Origin of the sequence: Nocardiopsis exhalans (assembly GCF_024134545.1) — a bacterium.
In the GTDB taxonomy this organism is placed as follows: domain Bacteria; phylum Actinomycetota; class Actinomycetes; order Streptosporangiales; family Streptosporangiaceae; genus Nocardiopsis; species Nocardiopsis exhalans.
Map to the genome: position 1 here is coordinate 173,511 of NZ_CP099837.1, position 14,469 is coordinate 187,979.

Here is a 14,469-nt window from a genome sequence, read left to right on the forward strand (position 1 = left end):
GCGGCCGAGCGGATACGGGCAACCCACGGCAGGGTGATCGAGGGGCCGACGTACCGCGACACCTGGGGGATCACCGTTCACCGCACGGGCCGTCCGCCCACCCTCTACATGGGGGCGTGGTACCGGCTACAGGCGTCTGAAGAACCGTCCCCATGATACCCCGGACGGTGCGACAAAGTGGCATTGGCGGCGCTGTGCCGCCCGAGAACGAACGTTCGGGGCGGGAGTCGAGTCCCTACACGCGGGGGGACCCTTGCGCAAGTCCCGGCGCGGTTCAGTGGCCTTGGAAGGCCGATCGCCCTCCGCTCTCCGATGCGGTGGCCCGAGTGCGGGGGGTTCGCTCCCGAGATCCGAACCGCCCCGAAGACCTCACGGGACCACCCTGAACACCCAGGTCACAAAGGCTTTCAGCACTTCGGAGGCCACCACCCAAAAGGGTCATCGACGGCGGAAACCGGGCCCCTTGACCTTGATGGCGATAACGGTGCCGTCCCCCAGCTCCTCGTTCAGACGGCGCATCAGATCCCGCACCATCGCTCGCGCGTGGGCCGCCATCGTCGGTGAATCAGCCACCACGACGAGTTCGCCTTCCGAATAACTCTCCGGTCGCAGGTGCTCGGCGTTGAAGTCGCCCACGATGTCCGCCCACCGGCCGAACACCCCGCCGATAGCCACCTGTTCCTGCCAACCGTGCTCGATCAGCCAGGTGCGCACCGCGTCACCGAACAGTTGGGGCTCGTTCCGTGACCGCAATCGGCCACGCTTTCGATTCCGGTTCATCCCCCGGGGCACCGCTCCGCGGTCGCGTGCCTCCGCCTTGGCCCGTGCCAGCGCCTGGCGGGCCAGATCGGCACCGGAGACAGGGGAGGGGTCCGGGGCGGGGGAAGGGGTGGAATCAGAAGCGGACGGGGACCCCGAAGGATTCTTGTCCACAGGCTGTGGACGGGCAGCGTCGGACGGGGACCCCGGGGCGCCATGACCCGCCCTCGGATCCACAGGCTGTGGATAACCCTCACTCACTCTCGACCACCCCCCGGCGCACCCCGAATCTGGCGCCGTCCAGCTCCTTCGGGATGTCCTCACCCACCGCAGCGGTCACCAGCACCTGCTCCGCGTCACGCACCCGCTCGGCCAGCCTGCGGCGGCGCTCGGCGTCCAGCTCGGCGAAGACGTCGTCCAGGATCAGGACCGGGTCGTCACCCTCGGCCCGCAGCAGCTCGAACGCGGCCAGTTTGAAGGACAGCGCGTACGACCAGGACTCCCCCTGACTGGCGTACCCCTTGGCGGGCAGTTCACCGAGCTGGAGGTGGAGTTCGTCGCGGTGCGGGCCGACCAGACTGATACCCCGCTGGAGCTCGCGGTCGCGCGCCTCGGTCATGGCCGCGCGCAGGATGCCCACAAGCTGTGGACGGTCGTGCGGAAGCTCCTGCCCCTCCGGGACGGCCGAACCGCGGTAGGTGGGCACCGCCGGACCACCGGAGTCGGTCAGCCCCGCGTAGGAGTGCGCGATCAGCGGCCGCAGCTCCTCCACCAACCCCAGCCGGGCGGACAGGAGCTCGGCCCCGGTCTCGGCCAAGTGGGAGTCCCAGACCTCCAGCGTGCTCAGGTCCGGGGTGCCGCGCTGGCGCAACCGGGCCGAGGCCGACTTCAGCAGGGCGTTGCGCTGCTTGAGCACCCGCTCGTAGTCCGAGCGCACCCCCGCCATCCGCGGGGCCCGCGCCACCAGGAGGTCGTCGAGGAAGCGGCGCCGCTCACCCGGGTCGCCCTTGACCAGAGCCAGGTCCTCGGGGGCGAAGAGCACAGTGCGCAGGATGCCCAGCACGTCGCGGGGGCGCCCGGCCGCGCCGCGGTTCACCCGGGCCCGGTTGGCCCTGCCCGGGTTGATCTCCAGATCGACCATCATGTCCCGGCCGTCCCGGACGACCTTGGCGCTGACGATTGCTCGGGGCGCGCCCTGGCGGACCAGCGGGGTGTCCGAGGAGACCCGGTGGCTGCCGAGGGTGGCGACGTAACCGATCGCCTCGACCAGGTTGGTCTTGCCCTGGCCGTTGGAGCCGACGAACACGCTCACGCCGGGTTCGAGTCGCAGCAGGGCCGACTCATAGGAGCGGAAGTCGGCCAGTTGCAGGTGGGAGACGTACATCCGGCCTTCCTCCTGAAGCGGGGGAGCGGAAAAGACGGGGAGACAGTGCGAAGCGGTGAAAACAGTGGAACACGCTGGGAAAACGGTGCCGGGGGCGGTCCGGTGAACCCCGGACCGCCCCCGGAGAGAGAACAGGGTGCGGCTAGTCCTCGTCGGCGGCCTGTGCCTCGGCCTCGGTGACGGTCTTCGCCTCGGTCTTGGTGACGGCGTGCCCGCCGAACTGGTTGCGCAGGGCGGCGACGACCTTCATGGCCTGGCTGTCGTCCTGGCGGGAGGCGAACCGCGCGAAGAGCGAGGCGGTGATCGCCGGGGCGGGGACCGCGAGGTCCACGGCGGCCTGGACGGTCCAGCGGCCCTCACCGGAGTCCTGCACGTAACCGCGCAGCTCCGACAGGTCCGGGTCCTCCTCCAGGGCGCGGCCGAGCAGGTCCAGCAGCCAGGAGCGGACGACCGTGCCCTCGCGCCAGCTCTCCAGGGTGCCGGGGACGTCCTTGACGATGCCGGAGGCGACCATGAGCTCGTAGCCCTCGGCGAAGGACTGCATCATGCCGTACTCGATGCCGTTGTGGACCATCTTCACGAAGTGCCCGGCACCGACCGCACCGGCGTGCACGAAGCCGCCGCCGTCGTCGGGGGTGAGGGAGTCGAAGACGGGGCGCAGGCGCTCCACGTCCTCGTCCCGGCCGCCGACCATGATGCCGTAGCCGTTCTGACGTCCCCACACACCGCCGCTGACCCCGGCGTCGACGTAGCCGATGCCCTTGGCGGCCAGTTCTTCGGAGCGCGGGACGTCGTCGACGTAGTGGGTGTTGCCGCCCTCGACGATGATGTCGCCCTCGGAGAGCAGATCGCCGAGCTCGGCGATGATCGTCGCGGTCGGGTCGCCGGCCGGGACCATCACCCACACGGCGCGCGGCGCCTGGAGTCGGTCGACCAGCTCGGGCAGCGTCTCGACGTCCCGCTCACCGGGGGAGACGTCGTAGCCGACGACCTCGTGGCCCTTCTCGCGCAGGCGGGCGGCCATGTTGCCGCCCATCTTGCCGAGACCGATTATTCCGAGTTGCATCTGTGGACTCCCCCTTGGGCACCTGTGGACATGTGGAAGCCGCACGCCCGTGGCGCTGTGCGCGGGCGGCGGCCCCCGAACGACCGAATGGCCGGATGGTCGAACGGGTGTTCCGGTCAGCCGGAGAGGCGGACCGGCATGATCAGGTAGCGGTACTCGGGGGACGAGCCCTCCTCGGCCGGCTTGCCGGTGAGGATGGCGGGCTTGGTCGAGGTGGTGAAGTGCAGGCGGGCCACGTCGGTGCCGATGGCGCCGAGCCCGTCCAGCAGGAACCCGGAGTTGAAGGCGATCTGGATGTCTTCGCCGTCCAGTTCCGCCTCGAGGGTTTCCACAGCCTGTGCGTCCTCGCCGGTGCCCGCCTCGAGCACCAGGGCGCCCTGGGAGAAGGCCAGCCGCAGCGGGGTGTTGCGCTCGGCGACCAGCGAGACGCGCTTGACGGCCTCGATGAACTCGGAGCGGCTGACCTCGGCCACGGTGTTGAAGGTGTCCGGCAGCAGGGCGCGGTACTTGGGGAACTCGCCGTCCAGCAGACGCGTGGTGGTCCGGCGTCCGCCGCCCTCGAAGCCGAGCATTCCCTCGCCGGAGTCGCTTCCCGACAGGGCGATGGAGACCTCGGCCCCCGATGTGAGCGTCTTGGCGGTGTCGTGGAGCGTCTTGGCCGGAACCAGCGCGACGGCGGACAGCTCGGGGTTCTCCGGCTTCCAGCTCAGCTCGCGGACGGCCAGGCGGTAGCGGTCGGTGGAGGCGAGCGTGATGGTCTCGCCCTCGATCTCGACCCGGACGCCGGTGAGCATCGGGAGCGTGTCGTCACGCCCCGCGGCCACGGCGACCTGGCTGACCGCGGCGGCGAAGACGTCGCTGCCGATGGTCCCGCTGACACCGGGCATCTCCGGCAGGGACGGGTAGTCCTCGACCGGCATGGTGTTCAGGGTGAACTTGGCGCTGCCACAGCTGACGACGACCTTGGGGCCGTCCGTGGAGATCTCCACGGTCTGTGGAGGAAGGTTGCGGGTGATCTCGGCGAGGAGACGACCGGAGACCAGGGTCTGCCCGGCCTCCTCGGTCTCGATGTCCACCGCGACCTGCGCCGAGACCTCGTAGTCGAAGCCGGACAGGCGCAGCCGCTGGCGGCCGTCGGTCTCGCCGGCGTCCAGCAGGATCCCGGCCAGGACGGGGACAGAGGGGCGCGTCGGCAGTGTTCGCGCTGTCCAGGCGACAGCGTCGGCCAGTACGTCGCGTTCGACCCGGAACTTCACTTTCCGACTCACTTTCCGCAGGACCGGGGGACCGGTCGCAGCCTCAACGTTGCAGCTCGTGGGTGTCTCTTGGATCGGCCGGAGGGCTCCGTCCCCAGGGTGTGGACGGTGTCCGCGCCGGAGGCGGACCGAGCCACGGAAGCGGCCTCGGATCCCGTAGGGGCCACCGCTCAGATCTGGAGCGGCGGAGGACAGGGGCGAGACCACACGTTACCCGGATTCACCGGCTGCCGCTGCCAGCTCAGGACCGGACCGCCGTCGCCTCGATCTCGGGGCTTTGTCCACAGATTTTCCGCGAAGCTGTTTTGACGCCACATCTTGGTTAATGAAGGTGCGTCGTAGTAGTAGGGCCTGTGGATAATGTGGATAACCCTTGTTCTCGCAGGTCAGGCCGCGAATTTTTGTCCACAGGCCCTGTGGATGACCCTGTGTGTAACTCGGCCCGCCTGTGGACAGAAACAGGGGCCCACAGGTTGTCCACAGCTCGTCCACAGGTTCATCCACAGGTTTTCCCCAAGTTGTCCACAACAGGCGGTGGTGCGGTGATCCGATGACGGGTGGCTGTGTCCACAGGGCGACGGTGAGTTACCCACAGGGTTCGGGGGGTTGTCCACAGGTTATCCACAGTGTTGTCCACAGATTTGGCGCCCTTCCTGTGGATAACTTCGCCGAGAAACCTCAAAACTTTTTTCCGGAGCGCCGCACAGAGCTCGCGAAGCTGGACAAAGAGTCTGTGCACAGGGTTTTCCACAGGCTCCTCCCAAACTACGAACCCTGATCGTTGTCACGGTCCCTCGTCGCGGCCTTTTCCCGCTGGTGTGGGCAGGGCAACAGGCTCTGGAGACCCTGGAAACCAGGGGAAACAGTGTGTGTCCGGCACGGACGGTACGCCTCGGCCATGACACGGGCTTACCTCTCCACAGGGGAGAAACCCTCACACAAGCCTGTGGATAACTCTGTGCGGGCGGTTCCGGGGGAGCCCCGGAGACTGTGGACAGAGCGCAGGGGCGGGAGACGGCGCTCAGGCTGTGGACAGAGCCAGGGGCGGCAGGAGGCGGCCTCGGGCCGGAGGAAGGTGCTCCCGGGAGAAGAAGTGGGCACGGCGACACGGAGACAGCGACCCGCGGGCGCGTCGAGGGGCGGTCGACGGCCGGGACCGGGGGAGCGATGGCTCGGGAGAGAAGTCGACAGGGCGACAGGGGGACTTGTGGCCGGAAGAGAGGGGGAGGCCCCGCCTGATATGGCGGGGCCTCCCCCTCTATGTCTCTGTGTCCCCTGTGCCCTGTGCCCGGCTGAGGGGCACAGAGCCGACGGTCAGGTCAGCGAGGGCTGGTCCTTGATCCGGCTGGTGAGCTCGTGCACCTGGTTGTAGATGGAGCGCCGCTCGGCCATCAGTGCGCGGACCTTGCGGTCGGCGTGCATGACGGTGGTGTGGTCGCGGCCGAACTGCTGCCCGATCTTGGGCAGGGACAGGTCGGTCAGCTCACGGCACAGGTACATGGCGATCTGCCGCGCCGTCACCAGGACCCGGGAGCGGGAGGTTCCGCACAGGTCCTCCAGGCTGAGTCCGAAGTAGGCCGCCGTCTGGGACATGATCGCGCTGGCCGTGACCTCCGGAACCTCGGCGTTGGGGACCAGGTCCCGCAGCACCTGGCCGGTCAGGTCCAGGTCCACCGACTGCCGGTTGAGGCTTGCGAAGGCCGTCACCCGGATGAGTGCGCCCTCCAGCTCCCGGATGTTGGTGGAGATCTTGCTGGCGATGAACTCCAGCACTTCGGGCGGGGCGGCCAGGCCCTCCTGGGCCGCCTTCTTGCGGAGGATGGCGATCCGGGTCTCCAGCTCGGGCGGCTGGACGTCCGTCAGCAGGCCCCACTCGAACCGGCTGCGCATCCGGTCCTCCAGCGTGGTCAGCTGCTTGGGCGGCCGGTCGCTGGAGATGACGATCTGCTTGTCGGAGTTGTGGAGCGTGTTGAAGGTGTGGAAGAACTCCTCCTGCGTCTGCTCCTTGTTCTCCAGGAACTGGATGTCGTCCACCAGCAGTACGTCGATGTCCCGGTAGCGGCGGCGGAACCCGTCCGCCTTGCCGTCTCGGATCGAGTTGATGAACTCGTTGGTGAACTCCTCCGAGCTCACGTACCGCACCCTCGAACCCTCGTAGAGCCGGTGCGTGTAGTGGCCGATGGCGTGCAGCAGGTGGGTCTTGCCCAGCCCGGAGCCCCCGTGGATGAACAGCGGGTTGTATGCCTTGGCCGGGGCCTCGGCGGCCGCGACCGAGGCCGCGTGCGCGAACCGGTTGCTGGAGCCGATGACGAACGTGTCGAAGGTGTACTTCGGGTTCAGCCGCGCGTGCTCACCCGGCGGGATCTCCGGAGAGCGCCCGGGAGGAGAGGAAGGTGAGGGGGAGACCGGAGCGCTGTTCCGCGCGCCCTCCTCCTTGACGGGAGCGGGGGCCGGGGCGTCCTCGACCGGCTCGGCGACCTGCGGTTCCTCGGGCCCGCCCGGCGCAGCGGCTTCAGCCGGAGCGGGCTCCGGTGCGGGGGCCTGCGCGGCCGGGGTCTCCCAGCGGTTGGGCTGGTCCCAGGACGGATCCCCCCAGCTCTGCTGCTGCCACAGCTGTTCCTGGGTGGACTGTTCCCAACCCGGGGAGGCCGACCAGGAGGGCTGTCCCTCCTGCCCGCCCTGCGGCTGGGCCGCGGGCGCGGGCGCGGCGGTGTGCTGCGTGACCGGTGCCCGCGGTGCGGGGGAGTGGCTCTGGGGAAGCTGCTCCTGGTCGGCGGGGGCCCAACCGCCGGGCTCCGCGTACCGCGGCTCCTGGTGTTGCCGGGACGCCGCCTGCCGGGGGGCGGGCTGCTGTACTTCCTGCGGTGCCGGCGCCGAAGACCGTGCCGCCGCCGACTGCGGTTCCGGCTGCTGGGACGCGGGGCCGAGCAGGTCGGCTTGGGCCTCCTGCGCCCGGGCGTGCCCGGGGTGGGCGCCGAGCGCCTCGGAGGGGTGCGGGGCCTGCGCGGGGTACGGGGTCTCGGCGTGGGGCGGATCGGCCGGGCGCGCGTGCTGGCCGCGCGGCTCGTGCGCCGGGGTCTCCCGGGGCGCGGGCTCGTGGCCGGCGGGCTGCTCGGGTCGCGGGGCACCGGGGGTCGAGAGAGAGGTGTTCGTGCCCGTGTCTCTGCTCACGCCGTACGGCGCGGGGGTCGGCGGCGGGGTGGGCACGGCGGTGGGGTCCACGGTCACCGCGACCCGGATCTCCCGTCCCAGGTGCGCGGAGAGGGCCTTGCTGATCGCCGGGTAGAGGCGTGTCTCCAGGACCTTCTTGGTGAACTCGTTGGGCGCTGCGATCAGCGCCGTGTCCTCGATCAGACCCAGTGGCCGGGTCTGCGGCAGCCATGCGCGCTGGTGTGCGGGCAGGGAGTCGTTGTCGATCCCGTCCAACACGCTTGACCAGACCATTGCGAGGTTGACCTGTGCGTCAGCCAAGGTGACCTGCCATGGTTGCTGTCCCTTCGGTGCGGATCTGTTCGGAGCGGATTGGAAGCGGTGAGGGGACGGGGGAGGTTGTACGGCGTGTATCGGGCGCGTGGGAACCCGGGGGTCCACAGATCCCATTGTCCTCCCCTGCGGGGGGTGCCGGGGCAGGGGAGCCGGTACGGGAGCGGTCGGTTCGGACGTTCGGAGCCTGTGGACAACCGAACCGGCCCGCGGCGGCCAAGGGTTTGACTACCCCTGGGTATCCACAGGTTCGCGAGGTTGTCCACAAGTTGTGCACAGGTTTATCCACAGGATGGCAGTCCCCTGTGTGTTCTGTGAAGTTATCCACAATGCGCAGGCCAGGGCGTGTGTAGGCAAGTTATCCACAGCTTTGGGGCGGCTGCGGACGGCCGCAGGGGAGAGTTATCCACAGGTTGAGGTTATCCACAGCCCTCGCCTCCTGTGGAAGTCTCGCGCGCTGTGGACAACCGGTTGTCCACAGGCGGCGGGGTAGACTGTGCACAGTGGCGTCCGCCACCGGTTACGGCCCACCCGCCAGCAGCCGCGGGCGGGTCCGTCGGCAGGTCTGATTTGACCACGACCCGACCAGGTCGTATGTTCTTTATGCTTATGCCGATGATTCTGCCTGCGCTCGTGTTTTCTCGCGAAGCGCGGCCACGGCACACGCACTGTAAGGCCCCGCATATCCTGGGGGTCTGTCGTAGTACTTTCCTGACACGCCCCTGGAGCCAGTAGTGAGCAAGCGTACGTTTCAGCCGAACAACCGGCGTCGCGCGAAGGTCCACGGCTTCCGGCTGCGCATGCGTACGCGCGCCGGTCGCGCCATCATCGCCTCGCGACGTCGTAAGGGACGCGCCGCGCTGACCGTGAGCCACTAGGCCACGTCTAGCCTCAAGTCTTCACTGGGACCGGTCCGGCCTTCTCGCCGGCCGGTCCCTTTGTCGTGGGGCACGGAACCGGTAGCCGAGGGCCGTGCCGCACCCCTCTCCCGGAGGAACGCCGATGTTGTCGCCGGAGAACCGGATGCGCCGCAGCGCCGAGTTCGGAACGGTCATGCGTTCGGGGCGGCGCGCCTCGCGTGACGCCCTGGGCGTGGTCTACCTCGCCCCCCGGCAACCCGCTGACAGCAGTACTGACACCGACGCCCCGGCACCGCCGCGCGTCGGTTTCGTCGTGAGCAAGGCCGTTGGCGGGGCCGTGGTGCGCAAGCGCGTACAGCGGCGCCTGCGCCACGTGGTACGGGCACGGTTGGCTGATCTGCCAAACGGTAGCCTTCTGGTAGTGCGTGCCAAGCCCTCGGCCGCGTCCCTGCGGCAGGAGGAGCTGGCGGTACAACTCGACAGCGCGATCGCCGCGGCTCAGCGTCCCCGAGGGGCCGCCAAACGCCGACGCGGCCGCGGGGGCCCGCGCCCCGAACCGGTCGAGTCGGCGAAGAGTGAAGCAGACGGCGACCGCCGCCCTCAGGAGGGCGGAGAACGGTGGACGCAGCAATGACCGAGCACAGACCGACGGCCTTCGCACGGTTGTTGATCCTGCCCATCCGCGGTTACCAGCGTTTTATCAGCCCGCTCTTTCCTCCGGTCTGTCGTTTCTACCCTTCGTGCAGCGCGTACGGCGTCGAGGCGCTCCGCGTGCACGGAGGTCCCCGCGGGTTGTGGCTGACGGTCAGGCGGATCGCCCGCTGTCACCCCTTCCACCCCGGGGGTCTTGATCCGGTTCCGCCGCCCAAGGGGCGCCGGAACGAGGAGTCCGAGGAGTCTGCGGACGGAACCGGGCACACCGGCGCCGCATCCGGGGACCAGTAGCTGAACCGAATCACCGAGGAGTTGGCCGGTGCTGGACTGGCTTTACAACATCATCGGCCACGTATTGGTCTGGATCCACTCGGGTCTGACCTTCGTCGGCCTGAACCCCGACAGCGGCTGGGCCTGGGGCCTGTCCATCGTGCTGCTCACCTGTCTGATGCGACTCCTGATGGTGCCGCTGTTCGTCAAGCAGATGAACACGCAGCGCAAGATGCAGGAAGTGCAGCCGAAGATCATGAAGCTTCGGGAGCGCTACAAGCACGACAAGGAGCGACTCCAGAAGGAGTCGATGAAGCTCTACCAGGAGAGCGGCACCAACCCCATCATGGGCTGCCTCCCGCTGTTGCTCCAGATGCCGGTCTTCTTCGCGCTGTTCAGCGTGCTGCGCAGCGTCGCCGAGGGCCACGCCCGCTACGGCTTCACCGAGGAGCTCGCCAACAACGCCCGTGAGGCGATGATCTTCGCGGCCCCGATCGCCGCCCAGTTCAACACCTCGGAAGAGGACCTGCTGGCGCTCGGCGCGACCGACCCCATCATGGCGAAGATCGTCATCGCGATCGCCTGTGTGGTCATGGGTGCCACGACGTTCCTGACCATGCGTCAGAGCATCAAGCGCAGCATCGCGCAGCAGCCCGACAACCCGATGATGCAGACCCAGAAGATCATGATGTACATGGCGCCCGCGTTCGGGCTCTTCGGTCTCATGATGCCGATCGGTGTGCTCGTCTACTGGGTCACGTCCAACGTCTGGACGATGGTGCAGCAGCACTACCTCTACCGGAACCAGCCGCTTCCCGGTGAGGCCGCCGACTCCGACAAGGGCAGCGCCAAGGGCTCCAACAAAGGCATGCTCGGCCGGAAGAAGGCGCCCGAACCCGCGCCGGAACCGAAGGAACAGCCTAAGATCGAACGCAAGCAGCCGAAGAAGCAGACGCGTTCCAAACGCAGCGGTGGGTCCAAGTAGGGCCTCCCTGTTTCGTGTCGGCCGCGGTGACTTTCGAGTGCGCAGGCGACAATGCCCCTGAGGCGTACGACGGCCAGGGACTGACGGATTGAGGAGACGGGATCGCTGTGGGAAGTAGCGAGGAAGAGAGCGGTGGAGTAGCGGTGGCTGAGGCACCTGAGGCCGGAATCGATGTCGACGCCCTGGAGAACGAGGGTGACATCGCCGCGGACTACATCGAGGGTCTCCTCGACATCGCGGACTTCGACGGCGACATCGACATGGACGTCGAGGGCGACCGCGCGATGGTCTCCGTCGTCGGCGCCACCCTGGACGAGCTGATCGGTGACGACGGTGAGGTTCTGGAGGCCCTCCAGGAGTTGACCCGTCTGGCCGTGCACCGGGCCACCGGTGAGCGCAGCCGCCTGATGCTGGACATCGGCGGTTACCGCGAGGGTCGCCGCAAGGTGCTCTTCCAGATCGGTGCCGAGGCCGCGAACAGGGTCAAGGAGACCGGCGACATCCACCCGCTGGAGCCGATGACCCCGTTCGAGCGCAAGGTCGTGCACGACGCCGTGGCCGCGGCCGGTCTGCGCAGCGAGTCAGAGGGCGAGGAGCCCAACCGCTACGTGGTGGTCCACCCCGCCGACTAGCGGAACAAGGTCAGACTCAAGGGGCGGTGTTTCACGTGAAACGCCGCCCCTTCGTCATGGTGTGCCCAGCATGGGCAGTTGCTTGGAGGTGGAAGTCCTCTAGAGGAAGCGGCAGTGCTAACTCTGAGCCGGAGGCAACGGCGTCACCGCGAGGTGGGGTCGGGAGGAAGCCCGAGGCGAAACCCTGCACTGAGGAACACGAACCGCATACAAGGCAGTCCGGTCGGGGTGAGCCAGCCATGGATGGCGAAGCCCGTCACTGCCAAGACGGCCGGGGTGTAGATGCGGCAGGCGTAGGGGGAAAGTAGCTGTTCTTACCTGGGGAGGTCTGTCCGGGTGTCGGTTGTGCTGAGTATGTCGCCGCGCCGACGGCCGCGACCGCAAGGGAGCGGCTGACCGGGCAGAAGTCAGCAGAGGTCGTAGTACCAGCCGGGATCGCTCGTGGGCTGGGAAGGGCCGAACGTCAAATGGGACAGAGGAACCGGTGCCGCTCGTGCTGGTCACACAGATCGCAGCCACCCCGCCGAAGGCGGGCCTGCGGTGGGAGGGGACGGTGCATTTCCGTTGAGTACCGCCGTAGAGCGTAGTGACCTGTCGGCGCGGCCTGGAGACGATGTCCACCACGGCCAGGGGGATCTGTGGCAGCGAATGCTGTCCAGCGCGAACCTGGCCGCGGCGCTCGAACGGGTCGAGACCAACCGGGGTGCCCCGGGTGTGGATGGAGTCACTACCGCTGATCTGCGGGGATGGCTGCGCGAGCACTGGGAGGGCGTTCGGGAAGAACTCGACGCGGGGAGATACCGGCCCTCGCCGGTCCGCCGGGTGATGATCCCCAAGCCCGGGGGCGGCGAGCGGATGCTGGGTGTTCCCACGGTGCTGGACCGTTTGATCCAGCAGGCCATCGCGCAGGTCCTCACCCCGATCTTCGACCCGGAGTTCTCCGGGTCTTCGTTCGGGTTCCGTCCCGGCCGGTCCGCCCATCAGGCGGTGCGGGTCGCGCGGCGGGCTATTGAGGACGGCCACCGATGGGTCGTGGACATCGACCTGGACCGGTTCTTCGACCGGGTCCAGCACGATGTGTTGATGGCCCGGGTGGCGCGCAGGGTTGACGACCGCAGGGTGCTGCGACTGATCCGGTCCTTTCTGGAAGCCGGGATCATGGCGGACGGGGTCAAGATGCCGAGCGCGCAGGGGACCCCGCAGGGGTCTCCGCTTTCGCCGGTCCTGTCCAACATCATGCTCGACGACCTGGATCGGGAGCTGTGGCGTCGCGGTCACCGGTTCGTGCGCTACGCCGATGACATCCGTGTCTTCACGCGTAGCAGGCGGGCCGCTCACAGGGTGCTCGACTCGATCACGGTCGTGGTCGAGCAGCGGTTGAAGCTGAAGGTGAACCGGGAGAAGTCGAAGGTGGTTCCGGCATCCGTCGCGACGTTGCTGGGGTTCGGTTTCTACTTCACCCGGGCCGGGGTGCGTATCCGGGTCGATCCCAAGGCGCTCAGGCGCTGGAAGGTGCGGATCCGGGAGCTGACCTCGCGCCGGTGGTCGGTTGCGATGGAGTATCGCATCGGCCGGTTGAACCGGTTCATCGTCGGGTGGATGGGTTACTTCCGGCTCGCGGACACCCCCAGGGTGTTCCAGGGGTTGGATGAATGGCTCCGCCGCAGGATGCGGCAGGTCCGTTGGAAGGAATGGAAGCGGGCCAGGACCCGCCGCCGGATGTTGCGCTCGCTCGGTATCTCGGATCGTGTGGCCCGGGACTGGGCGATCAGCAGCAAGGGGTACTGGCGGATCGGTGGCTCGGTCGTCCTTCAGCAGGCGCTGCCCAACTCCTACTGGGAGGGCTTTGGTCTGCGGATGCTCAAGCCGACCTGGCAGCGGTTGAGATCAGTTTGACGAACCGCCGGATGCGGGCCCGCATGTCCGGTGGTGTGGGGGGAGGGCCGGGCGACCCGGCCCTCCTACCCGATCCCGGGGGAGAAGCAGGCCCGCTGGGCCAGGGGCGATCCGACGGGAACGGAGCGAGGGCGCTGCCTGAGGGAAGGCCTGCCGGTGCCGACATGGCCCGGATACGCGGGGCGCACCACGGGCGCGGGAGGTGTTTCACGTGAAACCCGGGGGCGGCCCCCGCGTAGGATCATCTCCGGGGCCTTCCCGACACGAGTCGTGCCGCCCTCGGGACTCCCGGGGTGACGCCGCGAGTGGAGCCGCGCGCCATGCGATCCGTGCGGGGAAGGAACCAAACCCCATGCGCGCGACGACCGCGATCCGCCGCGCGCTTCCCGTGTCGGTCGGCCGATGTCCCCTTGTGGACAGGTCGACATGGCGACCCAACGGTTCATGGAAGTGACGATGGACGAGTTCCGACAGGTGGTGACCGATGACCTCGGGCACTGAGGAGCCCGGCGCTACGCTCCCCGCGCCGCCCCCGCAGGCGGCGGCGGTCTTCGGAGACACCCTGCCCGTGGCGACGCGCTATGCCGAACTCCTCGCTGACGACGGGGTGCGTCGCGGGCTGATCGGCCCGCGCGAGGTGCCCCGCCTCTGGGAGCGGCACCTCATCAACTGCGCTGTCGTCGAGGAGCTGATCCCCGAGGGTGCGGAGGTGGTGGACGTCGGATCGGGCGCGGGACTGCCGGGGCTGGTGCTCGGCCTGCTGCGTCCGGATATCAAGATGACTCTCCTGGAGCCCCTGCTGCGGCGGACGGTCTTCCTCGACGAGGCGGTCGATACCCTTGGTCTGACCAACGTGGAGGTTCGGCGGGGCCGCGCGGAGGAAGCGCACGGAGAGCTGTACACCGACTTCGTCACCGCCCGGGCGGTCGCACCGCTCTCCCGGTTGGCGGGGTGGTCGCTGCCTCTGCTGCGTAAGGGCGGCAGTCTGTTGGCCCTCAAGGGAGAGCAGGCGGAGGCCGAACTGGCCGAGGCAGAGAAAGACGTTTCGAAACTGCGCCCTGGCGTCTGCGATGTGATCAGGGTGGGGCGGGGTAAAGTCGATCCCGCTACCACGGTCGTTCGCGTCACGGTGACATCCGACGGTGGTCCGTCCGCGTCGGGAGGTTCCCAGAAGAAGGCGCGGAACGGCAAAAAGAAGCGCGGACGGAAGAGGTGAACTCATTC

At 68.4% G+C, this 14,469-nt stretch carries 12 protein-coding genes; 7 read left to right on the forward strand and 5 right to left on the reverse strand.

The window, feature by feature from the left end:
* Positions 1-438 precede the first annotated feature (438 nt).
* The 5 genes from NE857_RS00800 to dnaA form a co-directional block, all read right to left on the reverse strand.
* Complete coding sequence (locus NE857_RS00800) at positions 439-933, reverse strand: DciA family protein (protein ID WP_425572229.1); 495 nt, start codon at positions 931-933, stop codon at positions 439-441.
* A gap of 79 nt (positions 934-1,012) precedes the next feature.
* On the reverse strand, positions 1,013-2,143 hold the full coding sequence (gene recF / locus NE857_RS00805) for a DNA replication/repair protein RecF (RefSeq protein ID WP_254419350.1): 1,131 nt from the start codon (positions 2,141-2,143) through the stop codon (positions 1,013-1,015).
* Between the two features lie 142 nt (positions 2,144-2,285).
* Positions 2,286-3,209, reverse strand: a complete 924-nt coding sequence (gnd, locus tag NE857_RS00810) for a phosphogluconate dehydrogenase (NAD(+)-dependent, decarboxylating) (protein WP_254419351.1) — start codon at positions 3,207-3,209, stop codon at positions 2,286-2,288.
* 116 nt (positions 3,210-3,325) lie between these two features.
* Positions 3,326-4,465, reverse strand: a complete 1,140-nt coding sequence (gene dnaN, locus NE857_RS00815) for a DNA polymerase III subunit beta (protein ID WP_017579458.1) — start codon at positions 4,463-4,465, stop codon at positions 3,326-3,328.
* A gap of 1,314 nt (positions 4,466-5,779) precedes the next feature.
* The gene (dnaA, locus tag NE857_RS00820; protein WP_254421829.1) at positions 5,780-7,909 is read right to left on the reverse strand and encodes a chromosomal replication initiator protein DnaA; all 2,130 of its coding nucleotides are present in this window, start codon (positions 7,907-7,909) and stop codon (positions 5,780-5,782) included.
* A 773-nt stretch (positions 7,910-8,682) separates the two neighbouring features.
* Here dnaA and rpmH point away from each other — a divergent pair.
* The 7 genes from rpmH (at position 8,683) to rsmG (ending at position 14,461) form a co-directional block, all read left to right on the forward strand.
* Positions 8,683-8,826 carry a 50S ribosomal protein L34 gene (rpmH, locus tag NE857_RS00825; protein WP_014909187.1) on the forward strand — a complete coding sequence of 48 codons (144 nt, stop codon included), beginning with the start codon at positions 8,683-8,685 and terminating at the stop codon, positions 8,824-8,826.
* A 124-nt stretch (positions 8,827-8,950) separates the two neighbouring features.
* A complete protein-coding gene (gene rnpA, locus NE857_RS00830; protein ID WP_017579455.1) occupies positions 8,951-9,442 on the forward strand; it encodes a ribonuclease P protein component in 492 nt (163 codons plus the stop codon).
* A complete protein-coding gene (gene yidD, locus NE857_RS00835) occupies positions 9,439-9,753 on the forward strand; it encodes a membrane protein insertion efficiency factor YidD (RefSeq protein ID WP_254419352.1) in 315 nt (104 codons plus the stop codon). Before rnpA ends, yidD begins: the two co-directional genes overlap by 4 nt.
* Before the next feature lie 28 nt (positions 9,754-9,781).
* Entirely contained in the window at positions 9,782-10,717 is a 936-nt protein-coding gene (yidC, locus tag NE857_RS00840; protein WP_254419353.1) for a membrane protein insertase YidC, read from the forward strand.
* A gap of 143 nt (positions 10,718-10,860) precedes the next feature.
* On the forward strand, positions 10,861-11,349 hold the full coding sequence (locus tag NE857_RS00845; RefSeq protein WP_254419354.1) for a Jag family protein: 489 nt from the start codon (positions 10,861-10,863) through the stop codon (positions 11,347-11,349).
* Positions 11,350-11,913: 564 nt separating this feature from the next.
* Positions 11,914-13,245, forward strand: coding sequence for a group II intron reverse transcriptase/maturase (gene ltrA, locus NE857_RS00850; protein WP_254417703.1), 1,332 nt, complete (start codon positions 11,914-11,916; stop codon positions 13,243-13,245).
* Positions 13,246-13,729: 484 nt separating this feature from the next.
* Positions 13,730-14,461, forward strand: a complete 732-nt coding sequence (gene rsmG, locus NE857_RS00855; RefSeq protein ID WP_254419355.1) for a 16S rRNA (guanine(527)-N(7))-methyltransferase RsmG — start codon at positions 13,730-13,732, stop codon at positions 14,459-14,461.
* The last annotated feature ends 8 nt before the right edge of the window (positions 14,462-14,469 follow it).